The 26,220-nt window shown below is 74.2% G+C and carries 21 protein-coding genes and 2 pseudogenes; 11 read left to right on the forward strand and 12 right to left on the reverse strand.

Going from position 1 to position 26,220, the window contains the following annotated elements:
* Window positions 1-25: 25 nt before the first annotated feature.
* The 5 genes from zwf to HPC71_RS19995 form a co-directional block, all read right to left on the reverse strand.
* Complete coding sequence (gene zwf / locus HPC71_RS19975; RefSeq protein WP_216656665.1) at window positions 26-1,477, reverse strand: glucose-6-phosphate dehydrogenase; 1,452 nt, start codon at window positions 1,475-1,477, stop codon at window positions 26-28.
* A 14-nt stretch (window positions 1,478-1,491) separates the two neighbouring features.
* Complete coding sequence (locus HPC71_RS19980; protein WP_253943815.1) at window positions 1,492-2,754, reverse strand: anthranilate synthase component I family protein; 1,263 nt, start codon at window positions 2,752-2,754, stop codon at window positions 1,492-1,494.
* Complete coding sequence (locus HPC71_RS19985) at window positions 2,751-3,320, reverse strand: anthranilate synthase component II (protein WP_171897102.1); 570 nt, start codon at window positions 3,318-3,320, stop codon at window positions 2,751-2,753. The genes HPC71_RS19980 and HPC71_RS19985 overlap by 4 nt, the downstream gene beginning before the upstream one ends.
* 4 nt (window positions 3,321-3,324) lie before the next feature.
* Window positions 3,325-5,250, reverse strand: coding sequence for an anthranilate synthase family protein (locus HPC71_RS19990; protein ID WP_154612483.1), 1,926 nt, complete (start codon window positions 5,248-5,250; stop codon window positions 3,325-3,327).
* Between the two features lie 266 nt (window positions 5,251-5,516).
* Window positions 5,517-7,742 (reverse strand): HelD family protein, encoded by a 2,226-nt coding sequence (locus HPC71_RS19995; protein ID WP_154612482.1) that lies wholly within the window; start codon window positions 7,740-7,742, stop codon window positions 5,517-5,519.
* Between the two features lie 169 nt (window positions 7,743-7,911).
* Here HPC71_RS19995 and HPC71_RS20000 point away from each other — a divergent pair, with 169 nt between their 5' ends.
* Window positions 7,912-8,919, forward strand: a complete 1,008-nt coding sequence (locus tag HPC71_RS20000) for a hypothetical protein (protein ID WP_154612481.1) — start codon at window positions 7,912-7,914, stop codon at window positions 8,917-8,919.
* 258 nt (window positions 8,920-9,177) lie between these two features.
* Here the strand turns inward: HPC71_RS20000 and HPC71_RS20005 are convergent, their stop codons facing one another.
* Complete coding sequence (locus HPC71_RS20005; protein ID WP_154612480.1) at window positions 9,178-9,927, reverse strand: enoyl-CoA hydratase-related protein; 750 nt, start codon at window positions 9,925-9,927, stop codon at window positions 9,178-9,180.
* Between the two features lie 255 nt (window positions 9,928-10,182).
* Between HPC71_RS20005 and HPC71_RS20010 the strand changes: the two genes are divergently transcribed.
* Complete coding sequence (locus HPC71_RS20010) at window positions 10,183-11,448, forward strand: HNH endonuclease signature motif containing protein (protein WP_154612479.1); 1,266 nt, start codon at window positions 10,183-10,185, stop codon at window positions 11,446-11,448.
* Window positions 11,449-12,164: 716 nt separating this feature from the next.
* Here the strand turns inward: HPC71_RS20010 and HPC71_RS20015 are convergent.
* Window positions 12,165-13,718, reverse strand: a complete 1,554-nt coding sequence (locus HPC71_RS20015; protein WP_253943816.1) for a molybdopterin-dependent oxidoreductase — start codon at window positions 13,716-13,718, stop codon at window positions 12,165-12,167.
* Window positions 13,719-13,910: 192 nt separating this feature from the next.
* Between HPC71_RS20015 and HPC71_RS20020 the strand changes: the two genes are divergently transcribed.
* The 7 genes from HPC71_RS20020 (at window position 13,911) to HPC71_RS20050 (ending at window position 20,873) form a co-directional block, all read left to right on the forward strand.
* Window positions 13,911-15,269, forward strand: coding sequence for a hemolysin family protein (locus HPC71_RS20020; RefSeq protein ID WP_154616567.1), 1,359 nt, complete (start codon window positions 13,911-13,913; stop codon window positions 15,267-15,269).
* On the forward strand, window positions 15,269-16,288 hold the full coding sequence (locus tag HPC71_RS20025) for a CNNM domain-containing protein (protein ID WP_154616566.1): 1,020 nt from the start codon (window positions 15,269-15,271) through the stop codon (window positions 16,286-16,288). Before HPC71_RS20020 ends, HPC71_RS20025 begins: the two co-directional genes overlap by 1 nt.
* 127 nt (window positions 16,289-16,415) lie before the next feature.
* The gene (locus HPC71_RS20030; protein WP_154616565.1) at window positions 16,416-17,084 is read left to right on the forward strand and encodes a fasciclin domain-containing protein; all 669 of its coding nucleotides are present in this window, start codon (window positions 16,416-16,418) and stop codon (window positions 17,082-17,084) included.
* A gap of 39 nt (window positions 17,085-17,123) precedes the next feature.
* A complete protein-coding gene (gene sigK / locus HPC71_RS20035; protein WP_171897103.1) occupies window positions 17,124-17,723 on the forward strand; it encodes an ECF RNA polymerase sigma factor SigK in 600 nt (199 codons plus the stop codon).
* Between the two features lies 1 nt (window position 17,724).
* Window positions 17,725-18,492, forward strand: a complete 768-nt coding sequence (locus tag HPC71_RS20040) for an anti-sigma factor (protein ID WP_154616564.1) — start codon at window positions 17,725-17,727, stop codon at window positions 18,490-18,492.
* Window positions 18,493-18,544: 52 nt separating this feature from the next.
* Window positions 18,545-19,312, forward strand: coding sequence for a tyrosine-protein phosphatase (locus HPC71_RS20045; RefSeq protein WP_154616563.1), 768 nt, complete (start codon window positions 18,545-18,547; stop codon window positions 19,310-19,312).
* A 112-nt stretch (window positions 19,313-19,424) separates the two neighbouring features.
* Window positions 19,425-20,873, forward strand: coding sequence for an MDR family MFS transporter (locus HPC71_RS20050; RefSeq protein ID WP_253943817.1), 1,449 nt, complete (start codon window positions 19,425-19,427; stop codon window positions 20,871-20,873).
* 58 nt (window positions 20,874-20,931) lie between these two features.
* Here HPC71_RS20050 and HPC71_RS20055 read toward each other — a convergent pair whose 3' ends face one another.
* The 4 genes and pseudogenes from HPC71_RS20055 to HPC71_RS20065 all read right to left on the reverse strand — a co-directional run.
* Window positions 20,932-21,519 (reverse strand): hypothetical protein, encoded by a 588-nt coding sequence (locus HPC71_RS20055; RefSeq protein ID WP_154612472.1) that lies wholly within the window; start codon window positions 21,517-21,519, stop codon window positions 20,932-20,934.
* A gap of 102 nt (window positions 21,520-21,621) precedes the next feature.
* Entirely contained in the window at window positions 21,622-22,416 is a 795-nt protein-coding gene (locus HPC71_RS20060; RefSeq protein WP_154616562.1) for an inositol monophosphatase family protein, read from the reverse strand.
* 242 nt (window positions 22,417-22,658) lie between these two features.
* Window positions 22,659-22,811 (reverse strand): annotated as a pseudogene (locus tag HPC71_RS21280) (hypothetical protein); the annotation flags it as partial.
* An 83-nt stretch (window positions 22,812-22,894) separates the two neighbouring features.
* Window positions 22,895-23,713 (reverse strand): annotated as a pseudogene (locus HPC71_RS20065) (SGNH/GDSL hydrolase family protein); the annotation flags it as partial.
* Window positions 23,714-24,058: 345 nt separating this feature from the next.
* Between HPC71_RS20065 and HPC71_RS20070 the strand changes: the two are divergent.
* Window positions 24,059-24,376 carry a hypothetical protein gene (locus tag HPC71_RS20070; RefSeq protein WP_171897105.1) on the forward strand — a complete coding sequence of 106 codons (318 nt, stop codon included), beginning with the start codon at window positions 24,059-24,061 and terminating at the stop codon, window positions 24,374-24,376.
* Window positions 24,377-24,390: 14 nt separating this feature from the next.
* Window positions 24,391-25,410, forward strand: coding sequence for an LLM class flavin-dependent oxidoreductase (locus HPC71_RS20075; protein ID WP_154612469.1), 1,020 nt, complete (start codon window positions 24,391-24,393; stop codon window positions 25,408-25,410).
* A 22-nt stretch (window positions 25,411-25,432) separates the two neighbouring features.
* On the opposite strand, the gene HPC71_RS20080 is transcribed toward HPC71_RS20075, so the two are convergent.
* A complete protein-coding gene (locus tag HPC71_RS20080; protein WP_253943818.1) occupies window positions 25,433-26,110 on the reverse strand; it encodes a TetR/AcrR family transcriptional regulator in 678 nt (225 codons plus the stop codon).
* Window positions 26,111-26,220: the final 110 nt, after the last annotated feature.

A 26,220-nucleotide genomic window follows, 5' to 3' on the forward strand; every position in this document is an offset into this window, starting at 1 on the left:
CGATCCGAGCCTGACGTGCCCGGCGTCAGGCGTCGGTGCCGTCCGGGGCCGGCGTCCGCCAGCCGCGCTCGAACGGCAGCCGCCACGCGTTCGGCGCGACGAGCTGGTGGATCGCGTTCGGGCCCCACGTGCCGGGCTGGTAGGTCCGCACCGGCGGCGGCGTCTCGAGCAGCGCGGTCGACTTCTCCCACAGCGTCTCGATGCCCTCGGCGGTGGTGAACAGGGTGTGGTCCCCGCGCATCGCGTCGTGGATGAGCCGCTCGTAGGCCGCCAGCACGGCCGTGGAGGAGGACGTCTCGTGCGTGGCGAACTGCATCGAGAGCTTCTCCAGCTTCATCCCCGGGCCGGGCCGCTTGCCGTAGAACGACAGCGACATCCGCGACTGGTCGGCGAGGTCGAAGGTCAGGTGGTCCGGGCCCTGCATGCCGGCCTGCGAGCCCGCGGGGAACATCGACAGCGGCGGCTCCTTGAACGCGATCGAGATGATCCGGGCGCTCTCGGCGAGCTTCTTGCCGGTCCGCAGGTAGATCGGCACGCCGGCCCACCGCCAGTTGTCGATCTCGACCTTGAGCGCGATGAAGGTCTCGGTGTCGGAGTCGTCGGCGACCTCCTCCTTGCCGCGGTAGCCGGCGTACTGACCGCGCACCACGTCGTGGGGGTCGATCGCCTTCATCGAGCGGAAGACCTTGTTCTTCTCGTCGCTGATCGGGTCCGGCTCCAGCGAGGTCGGCGGCTCCATCGCCATGAACGCCAGGACCTGCATCAGGTGGGTGACCACCATGTCGCGGTAGGCGCCGGTGGACTCGTAGAACTTGGTGCGGCCCTCGAGGCCGAGCGTCTCGGGGACGTCGATCTGGACGTGGTCGATGAAGTTGCGGTTCCAGATCGGCTCGAAGAGGCCGTTGGCGAACCGGAAGGCCAGGATGTTCTGGGCCGCCTCCTTGCCGAGGAAGTGGTCGATGCGGAAGATCTGCTGCTCGTCGAAGACCTCGTGCAGCTCGGCGTTGAGGTTGACCGCCGAGGCCAGGTCGGTGCCGAACGGCTTCTCCATCACGATCCGCGAGCGCTCCACCAGCCCGGCCTTGTCGAGCTGGTGGACGACGTCGAGGGCGGCCTTGGGCGGCACGCTGAGGTAGTGCAGCCGGCGCTTGCGCTCCTCGGGCCCGGGCAGGGTCTCCTCGGCGCGGGCGACCTCGTCGGCGAGCGCCTGCGGTCCGGCCGACTGCGGCAGGTAGCTCAGCAGGTTCCCGAACGGCGCCCAGCGGGCGTCGTCGATGGTGCCGTCGCCGAACTCCTCGCAGGCCTCGCGGGCGAAGGACTCGAAGTGGGCGGTGTCGACCTCCTCCAGGGAGGTGCCGACGATCCGGGTGTCGGCCAGCAGCCCGGCCTCGAAGAGGTGCAGCAGCCCGGGCAGCAGCTTGCGGCGGGACAGGTCGCCGGTGGCGCCGAACAGCACGATGACGTGCGGCTTGGCCAGGCTCTCGACGGTGCTCACGGGGGGTTGCCTCCTCGGTCCGCGAAGACGGCGAGGAGCCGCTCCGCCTTCCATCGTGCCTCAGCGTGCTCGGACCCGACGTCGGAGTGGACGGTGACCCCGCCACCGGTACCCAGCTCCCACGAGCCGTCGCCGGCGGTGACCAGGCTGCGGATGACCACGCCGAGGTCCGCGGTGCCGTCGGCGGCGACCCGGCCGAACGCGCCGGCGTAGACCCCGCGCGGGGTGGCCTCGACCGCGTCGATGACCTCCATCGTCCGCCGCTTCGGCGCGCCGGTCATCGACCCGGCGGGGAAGAGCGCGCGCAGCGCACCGACGGTGGAGACCTCCGGGCGCAGCCGCCCGCGGACGGTCGAGACCAGCTGGTGCACGGTCGCGTAGGACTCCACCTCCATCAGCGCCGGCACCTCGACCGAGCCGGGCGCGCACACGGAGGCCACGTCGTTGCGCAGCAGGTCGACGACCATGAGGTTCTCGGCGCGGTAGCGCTGCTCGGTCCGCAGCCGCTCGGCCGCCGCCGCGTCCTCGGCCGGCGTCGTGCCGCGCGGGGTGGTGCCCTTGATCGGCCGGGTCTCCAGGGTGCGCCCGCCGCCGGGGTCGGCCGTCACGGCGGCGTACCGCTCGGGGCTGCTGGAGAGCAGCCACGCCCGGGCGCCGGGCACGTCGTGCTGGAGGAAGCCGGCGTACGGCGCCGGGTTGAGCGCGCGCAGCCGGAGGTAAGCCGTCACCGGGTCCACCGCGTCGGCGACCCGCTCGCGGTGGGTCAGGTTGACCTCGTAGCTGTGCCCGCCGCGCAGCGCCTCCTGCACCTTCTCGAAGGCCTCGACGTACCACCCGGGCGCCGGCGCGGCGGCGGGCGGCACGGTGCGCGCGGCTGCCGGCGCCGACCCGGCGGGGGCGACCCGGCGGACGTGGGAGGGCCGCATCCACACCGCGTCGGGCACTCCCTGCGCCGGCCGGGCCGGCAGGTCCGGGCGGCAGGCGTAGCCGAGGTAGCCGAACCACTGGTCCTCCGGCGAGCCGGCGGCGAGCTCGGCCTCGAGCACCGCGAAGACGTCCGCACCCTCGGCGACCACCTCGGACCGGCCCCCGGCGTGCCGGGTGACCGTGCGGGTGGCGGCGGCGTAGGACAGCGAGACGTCGTCGTCGGTGAGCCACCCCAGCATCGACCCGGCCTCGAACCAGAAGCAGCGCCGGTGGGCCGCGGCGACCTCGGCGAACGCCCGCTCGGCCACTGCGTCCCCGGTCCGGCCGGTCACGTCGGCCCCGCGAGGAAGGAGGCGACGATCCGCAGGCCGTGCTCGGAGAGCACCGACTCGGGGTGGAACTGCACGCCCTCGAGCGGCAGCGTGCGGTGTCGCACGCCCATGACGGTGCCGTCCTCGCAGCGGGCGGTCACCTCGAGGCAGTCGGGCACGACGGTGGCGGCCAGCGAGTGGTAGCGGACCGCGGCGAACCCCTGCGGCAGGCCGGCCAGCACGCCGCGGCCGTCGTGGGTCACGTGCGCCACGACGCCGTGGGCGGGCTCGACCCGCTCCACGCGACCGCCGTACGCCGCCACGAGCCCCTGCATGCCCAGGCACACGCCCAGCACCGGCCGGGTCGCGGCCCGGAGGACCTCCCGACCGACGCCGAAGTCCGCCGGGTCGTCGGGGCGGCCCGGCCCCGGCGAGAGCACCACCCGCTCGTGGGCGAGCACCTCGGCCGCGGTCACCTCGTCGTGCTGGACCACCCGCGGGAGGGCGCCGGTGACCTGGGCGAGCAGGTCGACGAGGTTCCAGGTGTAGGAGTCGTGGTGGTCGACCACCACCACGTCCGGGGCCACGGCCTCAGGCGTCCCCGGGCCGGTCGAGCAGCAGCGCGACGACGTAGTCGTGCAGCAGGTCGTAGCCGCGCTCGGTGAGGATCGACTCGGCGTGGAACTGGATGCCGCGGTAGTGCGGGCCCGCCAGGTGGTGCACGTCACCGGTCGCGGGGTCGGTGTCGACCCGCACGCCCTCGGGCAGCGCGTCGCCGTCGCCGACCCGCCCCACGAAGGTGTTGTAGAAGCCGACCCGCTCGGTGCGGCCCTCGAGGGTCACCGGCGACTGGGTGCCCTGGAAGACGATGTCCTTGTAGGCCAGCGGGATGCCGAGCTCGTGGCAGAGCGCCTGGTGGCCCAGGCAGACCGCGAGGAACGGCCGCTCCTTCGCGAGCAGCTCCGCGACGGCGGCGCGCAGGTTGGCCATCTTGGGGTCGGCGTCGTCGCGCGGGTCGCCCGGGCCCGGCCCGACGATGACCAGGTCGAAGCCGTCGAGGCACCCGGCGACGTACTCCTCGTGGCGGACGACGGTGCTGGTCATGCCGAGCACGCCGAGGACGTGGCGCAGCATGTTCACGAAGTCGTCCTCGCCGTCGAGGATCACCGCGCTGCGGCCGGCCAGCCGCGGGTCGGGGGCCGAGCCGCCCTGGTCGGTGAGCCAGAACGAGGAGAGCCGCCGGTTGCGGGCGTTGAGCGCGAGCAGGACGTCCTCGTCGTTGACCAGCTCCGCGACGTTGACGTCCGGGGTCGGGGCGGCGGGGACCAGGCCGAAGGCGCTGAGGATGCCGCCGGCCTTGGCGTGGGTCTCCGCGACCTCGTACGCCGCGTCGGAGTCGCGCACCAGCGTCGCGCCGGCGGTCACCTTGAGGTTGCCGTCGAGGTCGACGTCGGCGGTGCGGATGACGATCGGGCTGTCCACGACCGGCCCGCCCTCGGGGTCGCGGCCCAGCACGGCCAGCGCGGCGCCGTAGTAGCCGCGCCCCTCGGTCTCGTAGGCCTTGATCAGCCGGCAGGCGTTCTCCACCGGGCTGCCGGTGACGGTCGCGGCGTACATCGTGTCGCGCAGGACCTCGCGGGGGTCGCGGTCGGTGCGGCCGGCGAGGAGGTACTCGGTGTGGACGAGGCGGCTCATCGGCTTCAGGAACGGCCCGAGCACCTGGCCGCCCTGGTTGCAGATGTCGCACATCATCTTCAGCTCCTCGTCGACGACCATGAAGAGCTCATAGATCTCCTTCTCGTCGCGCAGGAACTCCAGCAGCCCTCCCTTGACGTCGGCGTCGGGCTCGCGGGGGATGCGGAAGGTGCCGCTGATCGGGTTCATCCGCACGTCGCCGCCGTGGATCGACACGTGTCGCTCGGGGCTGGCGCCGATCAGGTAGCGGTCGCCGGTGAAGAACAGGAAGGTCCAGTACGCCCCGCGCTCGCGCTCGAGCAGGCGGCGGAAGACCGCGAGGGCCGCCTCGGCGCCCCAGGCGTCGACCTTCGCGCGGTAGTGGCGGCCGACGACGAGGTTGGCGCCCTCGCCCTGGCCGATCTCGTCGCGGATGATCGCCTCGACGAGCCGGCCGTACTCCTCGTCGTCGGTCTCGAAGCCGCCGCGGTCGGCGAAGGTCACCTCGACCTCGTCGATCGCCTCGACCACCTCGGCGACGGAGAACTCCAGCTCGGTCTCCACGTCGACGACCACCAGCGGGGTGCCGTCGTCGTGGGCCTCGAAGCCCCGCTCGGCCACCTGCCGGAACGGCACCGCGAGCAGCCGGTCGGCGATGTGGCCCGCCTCCGGCACACCCTCCTCCAGCGGTACGTCGAGCAGCGACTCGACCACCGAGCGCTTGCCGCCGACGAGGCCGACGCTGTCGCGGTCACCCGCCCGCGTCGAGCGCCGGATGATCGCCCACGCCTCGTGCCCCTGGAGCGCGGCGATGGCGTCCCGGGCGTTCGGCGTGCTCGTCATGGCGCGAACTCTAGTTGTCGCCCGCGGGTCTCCTTGCCCCGTCGCCGCTGGTTGAGCAGCCAAGGCCCGCACCGCCTGCTCGCACCGCTGGTTGAGCAGCGAAGGCCCGCACCGCTGGTTGAGCAGCGAAGGCCGTCTGACGGCCTGAGCGTGTCGAAACCCGGTGAGGGGCGCACGGCCTCGGCCACGGTCACCGGGTTTCGACACAGCTCGCTGGCGCTCGCCTGCTCAACCAGCGGGGGCCGCCTGCTCGACCAGCGGCGACGTCAGCTGATCGTGGTGAGCAGCTGGGTGGCGCGGGTGAGCACGACGTACAGCGTGGCGCGGCCGGTGAGCGACTCGTCCTCGATCTCCTGGGGGCGGACGACGACGATCCCGTCGAACTCCAGGCCCTTGGTGTCGAGGCCGGTGAGCACGACGACGCGGTCCTCCCCCGAGGGGGTCACCGAGGAGTCGACGGCGGCGCGCGCGCTGGGCGCGGCGTCGGCGAGCTCGGGCCAGGAGGCCAACCAGGAGTTGACCTCCGAGCGGCGGGCGACCGGCACGACGATGCCGACGGTGCCGCCGACCCGGCCCGCGACGTCGACGACGGCCTCGCGGGTGGCGGCCTCGAGGTCGGCCACCCCGGTCACCTCGACCGGCTCGACGCCGGTGGAGCGGACCGCGGTGGGCAGGTCGGCGTCGAGCCCGACGCGGCGGGCGTAGGCCTCGGCGTAGGCGTAGATCTCCGCGGAGTTGCGGTAGTTCGTCGAGAGGTGGAAGGAGTGGATCCGCTTGCCCTCGAGCGCCTCGGCGCGGGCGGCCTCGGCCTCCTCCCGCACCGGCCAGGACGACTGGGCGGGGTCCCCGACGATGGTCCAGGAGGCGGCGCGGCCGCGGCGGCCGACCATCCGCCACTGCATCGGGGTGAGGTCCTGGGCCTCGTCGACGAGCACGTGGGCGAAGCCGTCGTCCTCGATCCGGTGCTGCGGCGGGGCCCAGGCGCGGCCGGAGGGGGCGTACTCGCGGTCGGCGGCGGTGGTGAGCTCCTGCAGGTCGACCGCGCCCTCGATGACCGCGAGCGGGTCGTCGCGGTCGTCCTCGGGCTTGGCCGGCACGTCGCCGAGGGCGTAGCGCAGCTCGTCGAGGAGCGCGACGTCGGCGACCGAGAGGTCCGAGGCGCCGGACCACGACTTGAGCAGCAGCCGCTGCTCCTCGGCGCTGACCACGCCCTCGCCGACCCGGGCCAGGATGTCGGGGTCGCGCAGCCAGCCGAGCACGGTCGGGGCGTCCAGCGGCGGCCACCAGGCGACGGCGAAGTCGACGAACCGCTGGTCGGAGAGCATCTCCTCCTGGAACGACTCGCGCCCGCGGTCCCGGCCGCGCTCGCCACGCACCTGCCGCCACATCGCGTCGAGCAGCGTGGGGGCGACCCGCGGCAGCTGCTTGTTGCGGCGGCCCTGCGACATCAGCTGGCGACGCAGCCGACCCAGCAGGCCGCGGTCCAGGACGATCGTGTCGTCGCGGTAGAAGATGCGGAACTCGGTGGGGCTGCCCGGGGCCTGCTGCCGCGCCGTACGCCGCATGAGCTCGGCCATCCGCGCCGCGCCCTTGACGTCGGCGACCGCCGGCTCGTCGTGGCGGGTGGCGCGGACGCCGTCGACGACCTCGCCGAGCGAGCGCAGCGCGACGGCGGTCTCGCCGAGGCTGGGCAGCACCCGCTCGATGTAGCGCATGAACACCCCGCTGGGGCCGACGACGAGCACGCCGCCGGTCTCGTAGCGGCGCCGCTCGGTGTAGAGCAGGAACGCCGCGCGGTGCAGCGCGACGACCGTCTTGCCGGTGCCGGGGCCGCCGGAGATCGTGACGACGCCCTTGGAGGGCGCACGGATCGCCTTGTCCTGCTCGGCCTGGATGGTCGCGACGATCGAGTGCATCGACCGGTCCCGGGCGCGGGAGAGCTGCGCCATCAGCGCGCCCTCGCCGACGATCGGCAGGTCGAGGCCGGAGCGCTCCAGCGCGTCGGCGTCGAGCAGCTCGTCCTCGACGCCGACGACCTGCGGGCCGGTGCAGCGCAGCACCCGGCGGCGGATGACGTGGTGCGGCTCGGCGGCCGTGGCCTGGTAGAACACCGCGGCCGCGGGCGCCCGCCAGTCGATCAGCAGGGAGTCGCGGTCGGCGTCGCGCAGGCCGATCCGGCCGACGTACCGGGGCGCGGTGTCGACCTCGGGCTCGAGGTCGAGCCGGCCGAAGACCAGGCCCTCGTGGGCGGCGTCGAGCTGGGCGATCCGCTTCGCGGCCTGGAAGACCATCGCGTCGCGCTCGACGAGGCCGCCCTCGTGGCCGAGGCGGCCACGCTGGTGGCCCTCCTGGGCGAGCTGCCGCGCCGCGTCGGCCGACTCGCTCAGCTGTCGGTAGACGCGGTCGACGAATGCCTGCTCCGCCGCGACCTCCCGCTCCGCGACGTGCTGGTCCTGCTGGTCGTGCTGGCTGGCTGCTGCTGCTTCCGACAACGCTCGGTCTCCACTCGTGCGACGTCCCCGCTGGCTCCGCCACCCGGTCGTCGCACCCGGAGCGGCAAGTCCTCAAGCCTAACCGGGCCCGCCCGGGCTCGCCGACCGGTTCACCAGAACGTCGCGTGCGGGGGCCCCGACGCCGCCGCGCTGTGCGATCCTGCCCGCCATGACGGCCGGGGCGGGGGACGGCGCGGACGGCCCGGGGGGCGCGCGCTGGCTGCGCCGCGCCCGGGTGGCGGGCGCCGTCGCCGTGGTCGCCGCCCTCGCCGTGGCGGTGCCGCTCGCGCCGCGCTGGGTCGAGGCCTCCCGGCCCGAGGCGCCGCTGGCCGCGCCCGGCACGGTCGAGGTCTCCACCGAGTGCCGCACCCGGGCCGACGGCGGGCTCGACCACCCCGACTTCCTGCTCGGCGACGCCTCCTGGGCCCGCTTCTGCGTCGTCGGCGGCTCCTACCCGCGCCCGATCGGCTCGGCGCTGGTCCCCGACACCGTGCTCTCCGACGGCGCCGCCGCGCTGGTCGGCGGCTGGCAGCGCAGCGAGGGCCCCGTGGGGCCGTGCCGGCCGACGCCGTCGGCGACGAAGTTCGCGGTGCAGGTCGGCTTCGACGACGGCACCGTCGCCGAGGTGTACGGCGAGACCTCGGAGTGCGCCGCCTACACCCGGCCCGGCCCGGGCACCCGCGTCGTCCCCGGCGGCCGCGTCTTCCGCGAGCTGATGACCGCGCTGGCGCTCGAGGAGTCCGGGGGGTCCGGTGGGGCCGGCGGGTCGGTGGCGCCCGCTCCGTCGCCGACCTGTCCCGCCGCTCCGCCCGCGCTCCCGTCCGCGATCACCCGGCGACCGGCGACCGGGCTCGCCGCCACCGGGGTGGCCGAGGCGGTCGTGTGCCGCTACGACCGGCCGGGGGCGGACCCGGTCGGCACGCCCCTGCGGCCCACCGAGGCCGAGCGGGTGCGGCTGCTGGCGCTGGGCGCGTTCGACCCGACCCCGCCGGCGTGCACGCCCGACCCCGGCGCCGCGTCGTACGTCGTGCTGCTCGCGGGCCACGACGGGGCGACGTACGACCTCGGGCTCGCCGGGGGCGACTGCGACGCGGTCCGGCTCGACGACCAGCGGCTCGGCACGTCGCCCGCGCTCGCGACCGCGCTGGCCGGTCTCGCGGCGGGCACCGGCTCCTGAGGGCGGCGCTCGCCAACTGTTACCGAACGCTGGCCCGGCCGTGGACGTCGTGTGGACCGCGCTCTCGTAGCGTCCTACTCGGCAGGGCAACCTGTCGAAAAAGCGGAGAACGACACGAGCCACCGGGGGGATGGCTCGCGTGCGGCGTCGGGGGGCGCCGAGCGTCTTCGCCCGTCGAAGCCCGTCCGGCGCCTTTGGGGGACCGCCGGACGGGCTTCGTCTATTTCTCGGTTCTTGTTCCGGGCTACTTCTGCCGGGTCACTTCTTCCGGGACAGGAACGCCGTCATCGCCTCGCGGGCCTCGGCCGAGCCGAAGAGCCGCGCGCTCTGCGCCGCCACGTCGTCGCCGAGCCGGTCGATCCGCTCCAGCAGGTCGTGCGCGAGCAGCGCCTTGGTCTCGCGCAGCCCCTGGACCGCGCCGGTCGCCAGCGACGCGCACACCCGCGCAACCTCGGCGTCGAGCTCGGCCGCGGGCACCGCACGGGTCACCAGCCCCATCCGCTCCGCCTCGGTGCCGGTGAAGGTCTCGCCGGTCAGGAACGTGTACGCCGCCGCGCGCGACGTCAGCCGCGGCAGCACCGTCAGCGAGATCACCGCCGGCGCCAGGCCGAGCTTGACCTCGGTCAGCGCGAAGGTCGCGTCCTCGTTGGCCACGACCACGTCCGCGGCCGCGACCAGGCCGATCCCGCCCGCCCGCACCGCGCCCTGGAGCCGCAGCACGACCGGCTTGGTCGAGCCGACCATCAGGCGCTGCAGCCGCACGATCCCCCGCGGCGCGTCCTCCGACCCCGCCGCCGAGGCCTCGGACAGGTCCGCGCCGGAGCAGAACACCGTCCCCTCCGCGCGCACCAGCACCACCTTCGCCGCCGGGTCGGACTCCGCCTGCTCCAGGCGCTCGCCGAGCTCCCGAACCAGCTGCCCGGACAGCGCGTTGCGGTTGTGCGGGGAGTCGAGGGTGATGGTCGCGACGTCGTCGGCGACCGCGTAGTGGACCAGCTCGTCGGACATGGCCGTGATCCTGCCGGACCACACCCCTCCCGTCCCCGCGGGCTCGGCTGCGGCCTGCGGGCGGTGGGTGGTCTCGGCGGGAGCAGCTAGCGGGAGAGGTACGCCGTGGTCGCGGTCGCCTCCCGGCTCGCGGTGCGCGACCAGGCCCTGGCTCGCTTGGACACCTCAGAAACTCACTGAAGTCTCGTCTCAACATGCGGCCTGACCTGGGGAAACAGCACTTTGACTGTCGGTGGTCGGTGCTTGAGTAGACCCATGGCCAAGGACTCGCGACACCACGCACACACCGTGTGCCGGGCTGTCGCGAAGTCCCGCCGCAAGACCCGCCAGGCGGCCACGGCGGACCTGTGGTCGATGTCCGACGAGGACGTCGAAGCCACCATCCTCGAAGCCGAGAAGCTCCGCGCGCAGGCCGACGCCCTCGCACTCCGACTGGTCGCCGAGGCCGACCGGCGCCACGCCGGCGAACGAGCCGGGGCGACCGACACCGCCGCCTGGTGGGCGCACCGCACCCGGCAGGAGCGGCGGGTGGCCAAGGGCCGGGCGCGGCTGGCGGAATCACTGGACCGGCATGCGCCCACCTCGGCCGCGCTGGTCGAGGGCGCGATCTCGGTCGACCACGCCCGGGTGATCACGTCGTGTGTCGATCGGCTCCCCGACGACCTCGAGGACCCCACCGTCCCCGCCCGCGCTGAGCAGCACCTCCTCGACGAGGCCGCCCACCTCGACCCGAAGACGCTTGCGGTGCTCGCCAAGCACGTCCTGACCGTGGTCGCGCCCGAGATCGGCGAGGCCCGCGACGCCCGCGCCCTCGAACGGGAAGAACGCGAGGCCCGCGCCAACGCCTGGCTGACCATGTGCCCCGATGGGAAGGGCTCGGTGCGCGGGAAGTTCTCCATCCCCGAGCTGCACGCCGCGATGCTCCACAAGACCCTCCTCGCATACGCCGCACCCAAGCACCAGACCGCTACCCGCACCGAAGACCCCGAGGCGGAGCAGGTCGAGCGGCGGCCCTCGCCGGAGCGGATGGGGGATGCGTTCTGTGAGTTCCTCGAACGGCTCCCCACCGACGGGCTCCCGAAGCTCGGTGGCCTCAACGCGACCGTCGTGGTCACGATGGACCTCGAGTCACTCGTCGGTGGGCTCGCGCCCGGTGTGCTGGACGACGGCGGGGTCATCTCCGCGGCGACCGCACGTCGGCTGGCCTGCGAGGCGGGACTGATCCCGGCGGTGCTCGGTTCGAGGTCCGAGCTGCTCGACCTCGGCCGTAGGACGCGACTCTTCTCAGGCGCCCAGCGCCGCGGGCTCAACCTGACCCAGCCGACCTGCACCGCAGACGGTTGCGACTGGCCAGCCCACCTCTGCCACGCCCACCACGACCAGCCCTGGTCACACGGCGGCACGACCGACCTGGCCAACGCCCGCAACCTCTGCCCCAGACACCACGCCCGGATCCACGACCCAGCCTTCGAGACCACCCACCTCCCCGACGGCAAGGTCGCCTTCCACCGAAGGACATAGGCCGACCAGCCGACGGACCAGGTCCGCCCCGCAGTCAGATCCCTCGACCACCGCAACCACAGCGGTCGACCCCCACCCACCGCGAGCCGACAAGCAGCCGCGCCCACGTGCTCCGACCACCCCGAGGCCCTGCGCACCTCGCCGGGCCTCGACACGCTCGCCAGGGCTCGCTGCTCGACCAGCGGGACCCAGGGCACATCCCTCGGCCACCGCAACCACAGCGGTCGACCCCCGCTAACCGCGAGCCGAGAAGCAACAGCGCCCAGGTGCCTCGACCACGACGGCGCGCAACCACGTCCTTCTCAAAGTCTCCCTACAACGCACCACCCGGCAGCCCGACGACCACCCCGAGGCCCTGCGCACCTCACCGGGCCTCGACACGCTCGCCAGGGCTCGCTGCTCGACCAGCGGGACGCAGGGCGCATCCCCCGACCACCGCAACCACAACGGTCGACCCGCGCCTGCCGCGAGCCGACAAGCAACCGCGCCCAGGTGCCTCGACCCCAGCGGCGAGCAACCACGTCCTTCTCAAAGTCCTTCTACAACGCACCACCCGGCAGCCGGACGACCACCCCGAGGCCCTGCGCACCTCACCGGGCCTCGACACGCTCGCCAGGGCTCGCTGCTCGACCAACGGGTGCCGCCAAGGCTCGCTGCTCGACCAACGGGTGGCCGCCAAGGTTCGCTGCTCGACCGACGGAGCGGGAAGTGCGGCCTCAGCCGACGGTGACGATGAGCTCCTGGATGCCGCTGGAGCCCTCGGGGAAGGGGTTGGCGCGGGCGGGGGACTGCGGGCCGCCGTCTCCGTCGACCACGCGGGAGGCGATCCGGTGCTGGCCGGAGGCGGCGTCCCATCGGTAGAACCACTGCCGCCAGTAGTCGTTGCCGACGTCGGGCCCGAGCTCGGCGTCCTGCCAGGGACCGCCGTCGATGCGGACCTGGACGGTGCCGACGCCGCCGTTCTGCTGGGCCCACGCGACACCGCCGACGACGACCTCACCGACGTCGAGCGGTGCGAGCGCGCGGGGGGTGTCGATCCGGCTGGAGGGCTTGATGGGGGCTTCGGTGGCCCAGTCGCGGTCGGTCCAGTACGCCGTCTCCGCGTCGTACGTCGTCAGGGTCATCCGGGTGACCCACTTCGTGGCGCTGATGAAGCCGTAGAGGCCGGGGATGACCATCCGCGCGGGGAACCCGTGCTCGCGCGGGAGCTGCTCGCCGTTCATGCCGACGGCCAGCAGCGCGTCGCGCCCGTCGGTGGCGAGCGCCAACGGCGTGGAGATCGTCATGCCGTCGACGTCGGTGGAGAGGATCTGGTCGGCGCGGGTGCCGACGCCGGCGCGGTCGAGCAGCTCGTTCAGCGGTACGCCGAGCCAGCGGGCGCCGCCGACGAACTCGCCACCGACGCTGTTGGACACGCAGGTCAGCGTGATGTCCTTCTCGACCAGGTCCATGGCGAGGATGTCGTCGAGGGTGAAGGTGACCTCCTCCTCGACGTCGCCGTCGATGGTGAGCGTCCACTCCTCGACGTCGACGATCGGCACGTCGAGCCGGGTGTCGACGCGGTAGAAGTCGCTGTTCGCCACCTGCAGCGGCGTGATCCCGGCGAACCGCTCCTCCAGCCCCTCGGGCAGCGGCGGCAGCGGCTTCGCGGCGGCGGGGAGGTCGATGGCGACGGCGCGGGTGCGGTACGACGCGACCCAGCGGCCCGCGCCGCCGAGCACGGCCGCGGCGCCGGCCACGACGCCCATCGCCACGAGCAGCCCGCGGCGGGACGGCCCGCCGGCCTCCCCCGGGCGGTCCTCGACACGGTCCTCAGCGGGGGCACCGACCCGGCCACCGACGGCCGCAGGAGCCGCCGCCCGCACCAGCCAGGCGAGGGCGGCGAGGCCGACGACGAGCGCCACCAGGCTCGGCGCCACCGCGGAGACGCCGGCGGTGGGCCGGGTGACGGCGATGACGGCGGGCACGGCGACGAGCAGGACGAACACGGCGGCGCCGTACGCGAAGCGCCGGCGGGCGAGCAGGCCGGCGACGGCCGCCAGCAGGACCACCCCGACGAGGACCGACCCGATGAGGATCGGCTTGTCGCGGGTGCCGAACTGGCTGATCGCCCACTCCTTGACGGGGGTGGGCGTCAGGTCGATGACCTGCGAGCCCACCGCCAGGACCGGCGAGGTCGCCGGGTCGAGGAGAGCGGCCGCGAGGTGCCCGGCGGCCACGCCGGCGAGCGTGGCGAGGACGCCGGACAGGGCGGCGAGGAGTCGATTCACGGGCAGTCGTTCGGAGCGGACCTCACCCCGGACTGAATGACCGGACTGCGACGCAGCCCACGCCCGGCCACGCGGAGGCCAGGAACTCGGCCCGCGCACCGGCCGTTGACCGAGGACCATGCGCAAGAAACCTCGACCAGTCCTGGCCGCCCGCTCCCGAACAAGCGTCACTGACGCGGGACCCGGTGGCCGATGACCCCGCTCCTCTCCCTCCTCCTCGGCCTGCTGGTCGTGCTGGCGATCACCGCCGTCACCGGCTACTTCGTGGCCCAGGAGTTCGCCTACATGGCGGTGGACCGCTCCCGCCTCAAGGCCCGCGCCGCCGCCGGCGACGCCACCGCCCGCCGCGCGCTGAAGGTCACGCGTCGCACCTCGTTCATGCTGTCGGGCGCCCAGCTCGGCATCACCGTCACCGGCCTGCTGGTCGGGTACGTCGCCGAGCCGCTCATCGGCGACTCGCTGGGCACGATGCTCGGCGGCGTCGGGGTCCCGACCGCGGTCGGCGTCGGAGTCGGCACGGTCCTGGCGCTGGTCTTCTCGACCTTCGTCCAGATGCTCTTCGGCGAGCTGTTCCCCAAGAACCTCGCGATCGCCCGCCCCGGCCCGGTCGCCGACCGGCTCGCCTTCTCGACCCTGGCCTACCTCAAGGCCACCGGCCCGCTGATCTGGGTCTTCGACCAGTCCTCGAACCTGCTCCTGCGCGCGCTGCGCATCGAGCCGGTCCACGACGTGGAGCACTCCGCGACCGCCCGCGACCTCGAGCACATCGTCGCCGACTCCCGCGAGGCCGGTGACCTGCCCGAGGAGCTCTCGGTGCTGCTCGACCGGATCCTCGACTTCCCGACCCGCGACGTCGAGCACGCGATGGTGCCGCGCCCCCGGGTCGGCACCGTCCCGGAAGGCACGCCCGTCGCCGACGTACGCCGCCTGATGGCCACCGGCCACTCCCGCTACCCGGTGCTCGACGCCGCCGGCGGGGTCCTCGGCGTGGTCCACCTCGCCGACGTCCTCGACGCCCCCGCCGGGGCGCAGCTGGCCGACCTGACCCGCCCCGCCCTCGTCGTCCCGACCCGGATGGCGCTGCCCGACGCCCTCGAGGAGCTCGTCCACAGCCGCAACGAGCTGGCCGCGGTCATCGACGAGCACGGCGGGTTCGTCGGCGCCCTGACGGTGGAGGACCTGGCCGAGGAGCTGGTCGGCGAGCTCACCGACGAGCACGACGAGCAGGTCCGGGTCGTGCTCGACGACGCCGGCGGCTCCTGGCTCGTGGCCGGCGACCAGCCCCTCGACGAGGTCGAGCGCACCCTCGACCAGGACCTGCCCACCGGCGACTACCAGACGCTCGCGGGCCTGGTCATCGCCGAGCACGGCCGGCTCCCGGAGGTCGGGACCGTCGTCGACATCCGGCTCCCCGACGACCCCGCCGACCTGGTCCACGAGGGGGAGCCGCACGCGCGGCACGCCCGGATGGAGGTGGTCGAGGTCGAGCAGCACGTCCCGGCCCTGCTGCGGATCACGCTGGTCCCCGCCGGGACCGGGGAGGAGTCCTGATGGAGAACCCGATCGTGGTGGCCGTCGCCACCGTCCTCATCATCGCCGCCAGCGCGTTCTTCGTCGCCGTCGAGTTCGCGCTGATGGCGGCCAAGAAGCACCGGCTCGAGGACGCCGCGGCCTCCAGCCGCTCCGCCCGCGCCGCGCTGCGCAGCTCCTCCGAGCTCACCGTCCTGCTCGCCGGCTCCCAGCTCGGCATCACCATCAGCGTCCTGGCGCTGGGTGCGATCACCAAGCCGGCCGTGCACCACTGGCTGACCCCGGTCTTCGAGGGCTGGGGCGCCGCGCTGTGGCTGGCCGACGTCGCCGGCTTCGTGCTCGCGCTGGTCGTGGTCACCTTCCTCCACCTCGTCGTCGGCGAGATGGCCCCGAAGTCGTGGGCCATCGCGCACCCCGAGCGGTCGGCCACGATGCTCGCGATCCCGATGCGCGCGTTCATGTGGGCGACCCGGCCGATGCTCCGGCTGCTCAACGACGCCGCGAACTGGTGCCTGCGCCGGGTCGGCGTCGACCCGGTCGACGAGATGGCCGCCGGTCAGGACCCGGCCGCGCTGCGTCAGCTGGTGGAGCACTCGGCCAACGTCGGCGCGCTCGACGCGTCGTACTCCGCCCAGCTCTCCGGCGCGCTGGACCTGGAGACGCTGACCATCGGCGAGCTGGTCCGCCCGGCGCCGCCGACCGCCGTGCCGGCGACGGCGCGCGTGGCCGACGTCCAGGCCGCGAGCCGCCGCTCGGGCCACCTGCGGATCCTGGTCGCCGACGGCGACGACGCGATCGGCCTGGTGCACGTCCGGGACACCCTCGAGGAGCCGGAGGACGCACCGCTCGGGCCGCTGACCCGGCCGCTGCTGCGGCTGCCGGCGGACACCACGGTGTACGCCGCGCTGGCGCGGATGCGGGAGACGAGCAACCAGCTCGCGGTGGTCACCGACCTCGGCGGGCCGCCCCGGCTGCCCGGCGTGGTGACCGTCGCCGACCTGCTGCGCCGGCTGCTGCCGATGGCCGACCAGCGGGCCTGAGCCGCCGGTGCGACCTGGGCCCGACCCGCGGGCCCGGGTCGCACCAATCCGTTGCGGAGGCGGGGCCGAACAACCCCCGACAGCGCGCCTCGACGGTGCGCAGTGACCCTCCCAGGAAGGCTCCACCATGAAGCTCCAGACCCTGCGCCGCACGGGCGTCGCGGCCGCGGCCATCTCGCTCTCCCTCGGCCTCGCGGCCTGCAGCAGCGAGGACGACTCCGACAGCGCCTCCGACGGCAGCAGCAGCAGCGCCGCGGAGAGCCCCTCGGAGACCATGTCCTCGCCCAGCGAGGAGGAGACGATGGCGGCCGAGGGCGCCGCCGCCCAGACCTTCGGCGACGCGTGCTCCGCGGTCCCGGCCGACGGCCCCGGCTCGTTCGACGGCATGGTCCAGGACCCGGTCGCCACGGCTGCGTCCAACAACCCGCTGCTCGAGACCCTCGTGACCGCCGTCGGCGCGGTCGACGGCCTCGGCGACACCCTCAACTCGGCCGAGGCGCTCACCGTCTTCGCGCCCACCAACGACGCGTTCGCCGCGATCCCGGAGAAGCAGCTGCAGGCGCTCCTCAAGGACCAGAAGAAGCTCGGCGCGATCCTGTCGCACCACGTGGTCGCCGGCCAGCTCGACCCCGAGGCCGTCGTGGGCAAGCAGGACACGCTGAACAAGGACACCATCACCGTCGAGGGCGACACCTCGGGCATGACCGTCGACGGCGCGACCGTGCTGTGCGGCAACATCCCGACCGCCAACGCGACGGTGTACGTCATCGACCAGGTCCTCATGCCCCAGGGCTGAGGCACACCACTCCTTGCGGACGACTGACAGGATCATCGGGTGGAACACCTGAGGCCCGTCGCGCCGGGCGGACCCGCCGAGGGTTCGCCCGTCGCGCCCGACCTCGCCGACCTGCTGCGGGCGGCGGGGCGAGGGGACCAGCAAGCCTTCGCGCAGCTCTACGACGCCACCTGCTCGCGGGTGGTCGGCATGGCGGTCCGGGTCGTCCGCGACCCCGCCCAGGCCGAGGAGGTCGCCCAGGAGGCGTTCCTCGAGATCTGGCGGACCGCCAGCAGGTACGACCCCGACCGGGGCAGCCCGCTCTCGTGGCTGCTCACGATCACCCATCGCAAGGCCGTCGACCGGGTCCGCTCGGCCGAGGCCTCCACGCGACGGGACCAGAACTACCACCACCAGAACCAGCCGGTGCCGCACGACGCCACCGCCGAGGCCGCCCACGCCTCGCTGGAGGCCCGCCGGGTGCGCACCGCGCTCGGGAGCCTCACCCCGGTCCAGCGCGAGGCCTTGGAGCTGGCGTACTTCGGGGGTTATACCCACACCGAGGTGGCCACGATGCTGGAGCTGCCGGTGGGCACCGCCAAGACCCGGATCCGCGACGGGCTGATCCGATTGCGAGACACGATGGGAGTAGGGAGCTGACATGAGCGACGACATCCACGCCCTGTCCGGCGCCTACGCCGTCGACGCGCTGGACGACATCGAGCGCGCCCAGTTCGAGCGGCACCTCGCCGGCTGCGAGGCCTGCCGCGAGGAGGTCGACGGGCTGCGCGAGACCGCCGCCCTGCTGGCTGAGACGACGATGACCACGCCCAGCGCCGAGCTGCGCGACCGCGTCCTCGCCGGGATCGCCACCGTGCGTCCGCTGCCCCCCGTCGTACCCCCGCACGCCCCCACCGGCGAGGGCCTCCCGGCGTCGCCGGCGCCCACCACGCCCTCGACCCGGGGCCCGCGCCGTCGCTGGCTCACGATGGTCGCGGCGGCCGCCGCCGTCATGGCGGTCGGCGTCGGCGGCACGGTCGTGGCCCAGCAGCCGTGGTCCGAGGACTCCTCCGAGGCCCCGCGGCTCTCGGCGGTCGACCGGATCAAGGCCGCCGACGACGTCCAGACCTTCCGGCACCGCTTCCCCGACGGCGCGGAGGCCGTGCTCTACCGCTCGCCCTCGCTCAACGAGGCCGTCGTCGTCACCCACGACATGGGCCCGGCGCCGGACGGCAAGGTCTACCAGGCCTGGCTCCAGCACGACGACACGATGGTCTCGGCCGGGCTGATGCCCGAGGGACCGGACAACGTCGTCCCGCTGCAGGGCGACCCGGCCACGGCCGACGGCTTCGGCATCACCGTCGAGCCCGCCGGCGGCTCGGTCGTGCCGTCGAAGGAGAAGCCGGTGCTCCTGGTGGAGTTCACCTGATCGCCTGGTCGGTTCCCCGCCGCGCGGTCGGCGGGGAACCTAGGCTGCGCGGATGAGCGAACCGCAGATCGGCGAGGAGCTGGTCCGGCTCGCCTCGGCCGACAACTTCCGCGACGTGGCCGGGTCGGGCCACCCCACCGCCGACGGTGGCCGGGTCCGCCGCGGCGTGCTGTTCCGGTCCAACGAGCTGCAGCTGACCGACGCCGACGCGCACTCCCTCGGCGGCCTCGGCATCACCGCGGTCTACGACCTGCGCGGCGCCCGCGAGGTCGAGGCGCACCCCGACGTACCCGTCCCCGGCGCGGCCTGGCACCACCTGGCCGTCGGCGGCATCCCGATGGACGAGGTCGCGGCGCTGACCACCGGCGAGAAGTCGCTGGCCGCGATGCACCGCGTCTACCGTGCCTTCGTCGAGGAGCCCGACGCCCGCGCCGCCTTCGGCGCGCTGCTCACCCGGGTCGCGACCACGGACGGCGCGCAGCTGTTCCACTGCACCGCCGGGAAGGACCGCACCGGCTGGGCCGCGGCGGTCGTCCTCGGCCTGCTCGGCGTCCCGGACGAGGTCGTCGTCGAGGACTACCTGCTGACCAACACCTTCTCCTCCGCAACCCGCGAGAAGTACCTCGGCCTCATCCGCGAGAACCTCGGCCCGGACAAGGTCGAGGTCTACGAGGCGGTCATGGTCGCCGACGAGGCCTACCTGCGCACCGCGTACGACGCCGTCGCGGCGTCGTACGGCGACCTGCGCGGCTACGCCCTCGACGGCCTCGGCGTCGCGCCCGCCGACCTCGGCGCGCTGCTCGACCGCCTGCGCGAGTGAGGCGCACGCCTCCTGCCCCGGGGGAACATCGCCCGGCGCGAGGGCGTTGTGACCCGTCGTGACCGCGACCGCTCCCGCCCCGACTCCCCCCGGAACGACCTCACCCCCGATCGTGGACCGGCCCGGCCGGTTGATCGCGCTGCTGGTCGGCTCGGCGTTCGTGGTGATCCTCAACGAGACGATCATGGGCGTCGCGCTGCCGGAGCTGATGCGCGAGTTCGACGTCCCGGCGACGAGCGCCCAGTGGCTGACCACGGCGTTCCTGCTGACCATGGCGGTGGTCATCCCGGTGACCGGGTTCCTGCTGACGCGCTACCCGCTGCGCCGGGTGTTCATGGCGGCGATGATCTCCTTCACCGCAGGCACCCTGCTGGCGGCCCTCGCGCCGACCTTCGCCGTCCTGGTGGCGGCCCGGGTCGTGCAGGCCGTCGGCACCGCGCTGATGATGCCGTTGCTCATCACCACGATCCTGACCATCGTCCCCGCGGAGCGGCGCGGCCGGATGATGGGCACGATCTCGATCGTCATCTCGGTCGCCCCGGCGATCGGCCCCACCATCTCCGGCATCGTGCTGGACCAGCTCGACTGGCGCTGGATGTTCTGGCTGGTGCTGCCGATCGCGCTGGTCTCGCTGGCCCTGGGCACCGCCTGGGTCCGCAACGTCACCGAGCCGCGCGCGATCCCGCTCGACGTGCTCTCCGTCGTGCTCTCCGCCCTCGCCTTCGGTGGGGTGATCTACGGCCTGAGCAGCTTCGGCGAGGCCGCGTCGGGCGAGACGACGGTGCCGGTGTGGCTGCCGCTGGTGGTCGGCGGGGTGGCCCTGGCGCTGTTCACCTGGCGCCAGCTCAGCCTGCGCGAGCGGGCCCTGCTCGACCTGCGCACCTTCGCCAGCCGCACCTTCACCGTCGCCGTGCTGCTCGTGGCGGTCAGCATGATGGCGCTGTTCGGCACGCTGATCCTGCTGCCGATCTACCTCCAGCAGGTCCTCGGCCTCTCCACCCTGGAGACCGGCCTGGTCCTGCTGCCCGGCGGCCTGACCATGGGCCTGCTCGCGCCGTTCGTCGGCCGGCTCTTCGACCGGGTCGGCCCGCGTCCGCTGGTCGCGCCGGGCGCCGCGATCTCCTCGGTGGCGCTGTGGTGCCTCTCGAGCCTCGGCACCGAGACCTCGCAGGGCACGGTCGTCGCGATCCACGTGCTGCTGAGCATCGGCCTGGCGCTCATGTTCACCCCGCTGATGACCTCGGCGCTGGGCTCGCTGCCGCCGCGCCTGTACTCCCACGGCAGCGCGACCGTCTCGACGATCCAGCAGGTCGCCGGTGCGGCCGGCACGGCGCTGTTCGTCACGGTGATGACGCGCCGCTCGGTGAGCGAGGCCGAGGCCGGGGCCTCCCTGGTCGAGGCGACCGCCGAGGGCGTGCACGCCGCGCTGTTCTACGGCGGCGTCATCTCCGCCGTGGCGGTGCTGGTCGCCCTGCTCGTGCGGGGCACCGCGCCCGCCCCGGTCTCCTCGGGCCACGCCCCGTCGGCCCAGGCCCCGTCGGCCCAGGCCCCGTCCGCCTGAGCCGAGGGCCGTCGCCGGGTCGTCGCCTGGTCGTCGCCCGGTCGTCGTCTGGGGGCGCTCAGCCCCGGGCGACGGCCTTGCTGAACGTGCGCGGGGTGCCCAGCCAGTCGACGGCCGTGCCGCCGTCCTTCTTGGCGCCGCTGACGCGGACCTCGACCCGCACGTCGGTGCTGTCGTCGGCGGCGTCGTCGCCCGCGAAGCAGTCCTGGGAGAACCGGGAGCGCACCGTCTCGGCGTCGTAGTCGAGGCGGCTGGCGTAGTCGCACTCGACCCGCTCGCCGTCGCGGTCGCCCCAGCCGTCGACCTCGACGAGGGCGTAGTCGGTGCCGTCGAAGTAGCCGCCGACCAGCGCGTGCTCCGGCCCCTTGCTGTCGAGGTCGGTGTCGAGGTAGACCGCGCCGCCGGCCGCGGATCGGTAGGACGGGACGAGGTCGCGGTGGGTCGTGACGACGCGCAGGTTCGTCTCGCCGTTCACGACCTTGACCGAGAGCAGGTCGACGCCGGGGCCGATGTCGCCGGCCTTGTCGGTGAACGTCGAGGTCGCGGCGTGCGCGGCGCCCGGGGTGGCGAGCACGAGGGCCGCGGCGCCGACGGCCGTCGCGGCCGCCATCGAGCGGCGGGTGGTGGGGGACATGAAGCTGGACATGGTGACTCCTGGTGTGGGGGAACGTCCTTCACCAGGGAGGACGCTCCGCGGAGCCGTCCGGTTGCGGCCGGGAGGCGATCGGTTGCCGGGAGCCCGGTCGGCTCAGAGGCCGGGCAGCGCCGGGACGAGGCCGCGCACGACGTCGTACGTCGCCCGGTCGGCCGCCACGACCAGGCCCGACGGCGGCGGGCCCTGCGGCCGGTACGGCTCGCCCCGGAACGTCCCGACGTGCCCGCCGGCCTCGGCGACGAGCAGCGAGCCCGGGGCGTGGTCCCACGGCTTGGTCTTCTTGTAGAGCGCGTAGTCGGCGCGGCCGTCGACGATCGCGGGGTAGTCCACCCCGCAGCAGCGCCAGGACAGCTCGAGGGTCCGCAGGGTGCCGAGCGCGCGGCCGATCCAGCCGCGGCGCGAGGTGATGCCGAGCAGGCCGTCGCCCACGGGCGGACGGTGCACCCGCACGTCGTTGCGCCACGCGCCGGCGCCCCGCTCGGCGACGTACGCCGCCCGGTGCTGCGGCTGCCAGATCCAGCTGCGCACGACGTCGCCGCCGCGCAGCTCGGCCACCATCACCGCGTGGTCCGGCGAGTCCTTGACGAAGTTCCGGGTGCCGTCGACGGGGTCGACGGTGAAGGCGTGCTCGGCCGAGCGGAACCGGTCGAGGACCGTCGGGTCGGCCGACGCGGCCTCCTCGCCGAGCACCAGCGCGTCGGGATAGGCCGCGGTGAGCCGCCGGGTGATGAGGACCTCGGCCTCCCGGTCCGCCACGGTGACCAGGTCGCCCGGGTGCGACTTGGAGGAGACGTCGCCCTCGGCCAGCCGCCGGAACCGCGGCGTGATGACCTCGTCGGCGACCTCCTCCAGCATCGCGAGCACCTCGGCGGTGCCGAGCTCAGGCATCGGCGCCGTCCCTCTCCCGGCCGGCGCGGGCGCAGGTGCCCGACGTGGACCGCGCGTCCTCCGCGTCGCTCGCCATGTCGTCACCTTTCCGCGCCGTCTGCCACCGGACCGCCTGCACGCTAGCCGCTCGGCCGGGCGAGCGGTGCTCAGACCCCGAGCCAGTCCGCGGCGCGGTGGCTGAAGCGCTTCAGCGCCCGGGCCTGCACCCGGGTCAGCTCGCCGGCGCGCCGCTCGCGGGTCACGCGGTCGCGGAAGACCTCGAGGCGGCGGGCGGCGGCGACGTCGCGCCCGCCGGCGGCGTACCGCACGACGGCCTGGACCGGGCGGCGCAGCGCCCGCGCCCGGTCCGCGCGGATCCGCTGGTGGGCGACGAGGCCGTCGAAGCGGCGCAGCACCCGGTCGCCGGCGGACGGGGCGGGGGCGACGGGCAGCCCGAGGGTGCGGATCGCGGCCTCGGCATCTGCTCCTCGCCGAAGGCGTTGGGGTGCACGACGACCGGGTTGGTGCCGCCGAAGACCGGCTCGATCCAGCGGGTCCCGGCGGGCTGGCAGGCGTCGTGGCCCTCGGAGACGCCCGCGAGGTCGACGTACGTCGCGCCGGTCGCCTCGGCCGCGCGGCGCACGGCGTCGTTGAGGGTGGCCTGGAGCCCGCGGAGGTAGGGCACGTCGCCCTCGGCGACCGGCATCCGGCCGAAGCAGCTGCCCTCGGCGGGGAGGATCCACGGGTAGCCGAGCACGCCGACCTGCGCCCGCGGCGCGCGCTCACGGACGTCGGTGAGCGCCTGCACGAGCGCGGGGTACGTCGCGTCGCGGACGATGTCCTCGTAGGCCGAGCCGTTCGCGTCGCGGCACGGGCTGCCCGCGCCCCCGGTGGAGAAGCCGGCGATGCTGCACTCGCGGATCGCGTCGCCGAAGACGCCGCCGTCGTTGCCGCCGATGGTCACCGTGACCAGCGTGGTGCTGGCCGACAGCGCGTCGAGCTGCGGCGCGACGCCGGGGTGCTGGGAGGTGCGGAAGTGGGAGGTGTCCGCCCCGCCGCAGGTCACGTCGGTGAGGGCCGCGCCGGTGCGCGCGGCGAGCACGTGCGGGTAGTTGCGGCTCGAGCGCTGGCACTCCACCGGCGCCGTCGGGTCCACCGGCTCGACGCCGGCCGCGGAGGCGTAGGAGTCGCCGAGGGCGACGTACGTCGGTCCGGCAGGTGCGGCGGCGCCGGGGCCGGCGCCCGCGACGAGGAACGCGGCGCTGACCGCGGAGAGGGAGGCGAGGCTCGCCAGGGACCTGGTGGTGCGACGGGGCATGGGTGCGGCTCTCCGGACGGGCGGCGGGGCGTGTGGGCCCGGACACGGTACGCCGCGTCGGCCAGCCGGGCGGGCTCGCTGGCGTGCGTGCCGGCCCTGCCCGATGGTCCTAGTACCCGCCGTTCTCCCGCGTCGCGGCCCTCGGGACGCCTAGCGTGGACCCTGGTCACCCCTCCGGAGCAGCGGCCGGCGAGGCTGACCGAGGTACGGCGGAGCGCGCACGTGCCGTCCGACCCGGACCCGCGCAGCGGCTGGTTCGTCGGGTGGAACGGCTCGTGCGCGCCACCGTCGTACGCCGGCCCACCGGCCCACCGCCCGCGGCGCGGGCACCGTAGGCTCGGTGGCGTGACCGCCAGCCGATCCGCCCGCGGCCGACGCGCCGCCGTCCAGGCCGGCCCCCTCGCCCGGGTGACCGTCGACGTCGACACCGAGGACCAGCTGGTCTACAAGATCAGCTGCACCTCCTGCACCGTGCGCGGCGGCAAGCCCTGGTCGGCGTACCGCCCCGGCGCCGACAACGGCTACCTCGCCGCCATGGACCGCTGGTCCTTCCACCTCGTCGAGCGCCACCCCGGGGAGCAGGCCCCGTGCCTGGAGTTCCTGGGCGAGGCCCAGCAGCGGCTGCACGAGCGACGCGAGGGCGGAACATCCACCGACGAGTGAATGTTCAACCAACCATGAAGAACATCGGGTTCCTGTCGTTCGGCCACTGGACGCCCTCGCCGCAGTCGCAGACGCGGTCGGCCTCCGACGCGCTGCTCCAGTCGATCGACCTCGCGGTCGCGGCCGAGGAGCTCGGCGTCGACGGGGCGTACTTCCGGGTCCACCACTTCGCCCGGCAGCTCGCCTCGCCCTTCCCGCTGCTCGCCGCGGTCGGCGCGCGCACCAGCCGGATCGAGATCGGCACCGGCGTGATCGACATGCGCTACGAGAACCCGCTCTACATGGCCGAGGACGCCGGCTCCGCCGACCTCATCTCCGGCGGCAGGCTGCAGCTCGGCATCAGCCGCGGGTCACCGGAGCAGGTCGTCGACGGGTTCCGCTACTTCGGCTACGAGCCGCCGGAGGGCATGGACCACGCCGACATGGCCCGCCGGCACACCGAGGTCTTCCTCCAGGTCATCGAGGGCGAGGGCTTCGCCGAGCCCAACCCGCGCCCGATGTTCCCCAACCCGCCCGGGCTGCTGCGCCTCGAGCCGCACGCGCCGGGCCTGCGCGACCGGATCTGGTGGGGCGCCGGCTCCCGCGCGACCGCGGAGTGGACCGCGCAGCAGGGCATGAACCTGATGAGCTCCACGCTGCTCACCGAGGACACCGGCGTGCCGTTCCACCGGCTCCAGGCCGAGCAGATCGAGCGGTACCGCAAGGCCTGGACCGACGCCGGCCACCCCCGCGAGCCGCGCGTCTCGGTCAGCCGCAGCATCTTCCCGATCGTCAGCGACGCCGACCGCGCCTACTTCGGGCACGAGTCCCGCAGCCAGGACCAGGTCGGCATGATCGACGGCGGCCGGGCGCGGTTCGGCAAGACGTACGCCGGCGAGCCCGACCAGCTCGTCCGCGAGCTCGCCGAGGACGAGGCGGTCGCCGCAGCCGACACGCTGCTGCTCACCGTGCCCAACCAGCTCGGCGTCGACTACAACGCCCACGTGCTCCAGGCGGTCGTCGAGCACGTCGCGCCCGCCCTCGGCTGGCGCTGAGCGCCCGCTCCGGCATCCCGGATCAGGCCAGCAGGTCGCGGATCTGGGGCAGCAACCGGTCGAGGTCGGCGGCGTCGCGCAGGACCAGCACGGCCGGCAGCGGCTCGGCGGTGGCGGCCTCGCGGCCGGGCACGTCGACGTGCGACTCCACCTCGGCCATCGCCGCGCGGAAGGCGCGGCGGGCGTCGCCGGTGGTGGCCAGCTGCCCGCGCAGCCAGGCCCGCAGCACGTGGTTGTGCCCGGTGACCACGCCGTTCGCGATGAGCTCGGCGCGCAGCAGGCTCTCCGGCGTCCCGCCGAGCCAGCCGTGGATGTGGCGGGCGAAGATCCGCTCGTACTGCCGGATCCCCGCCCGCTCGCGCTCCTGCAGCGCCGGCACGGTGCGGGTCAGCCGGTAGCGGCGACGCGCCCGCTCGCCCTCGTCGAGGTAGTGCTGGAGCACCAGCGCGGCCGCCTCGGAGACGCCGACCACCGCGGTCCGCGGCGTCGCGGTCGCCAGGCGTGCCCCGATCGCGCTCAGCAGCTGCTCGTGGTCGGGGAAGACCGCGTGCTCCTTGGAGCGGAACTGCCGGAAGAACGTCGTGCGCCCGACCCCCGCCCGCGCCGCGATGTCCTCGACCGTCGTGGCGTCGTACCCGCGCTCGGCGAACAGGTCGAAGGCCGCATCGACGATGCGCTCCCGCGTGCTCGACTCCGGCACCGCCCCCACCTCCCGTTCGTGCTCGACCGGTGCTCCCCCGGCCTGCTGCCCGCAGCCTAGACGGTACGGAGTACCGTGACCGCGGCATCCGGTGCCACGGTGGCCCGGGC

It is taken from the genome of Nocardioides marmotae (genome assembly GCF_013177455.1).
In the GTDB taxonomy this organism is placed as follows: domain Bacteria; phylum Actinomycetota; class Actinomycetes; order Propionibacteriales; family Nocardioidaceae; genus Nocardioides; species Nocardioides marmotae.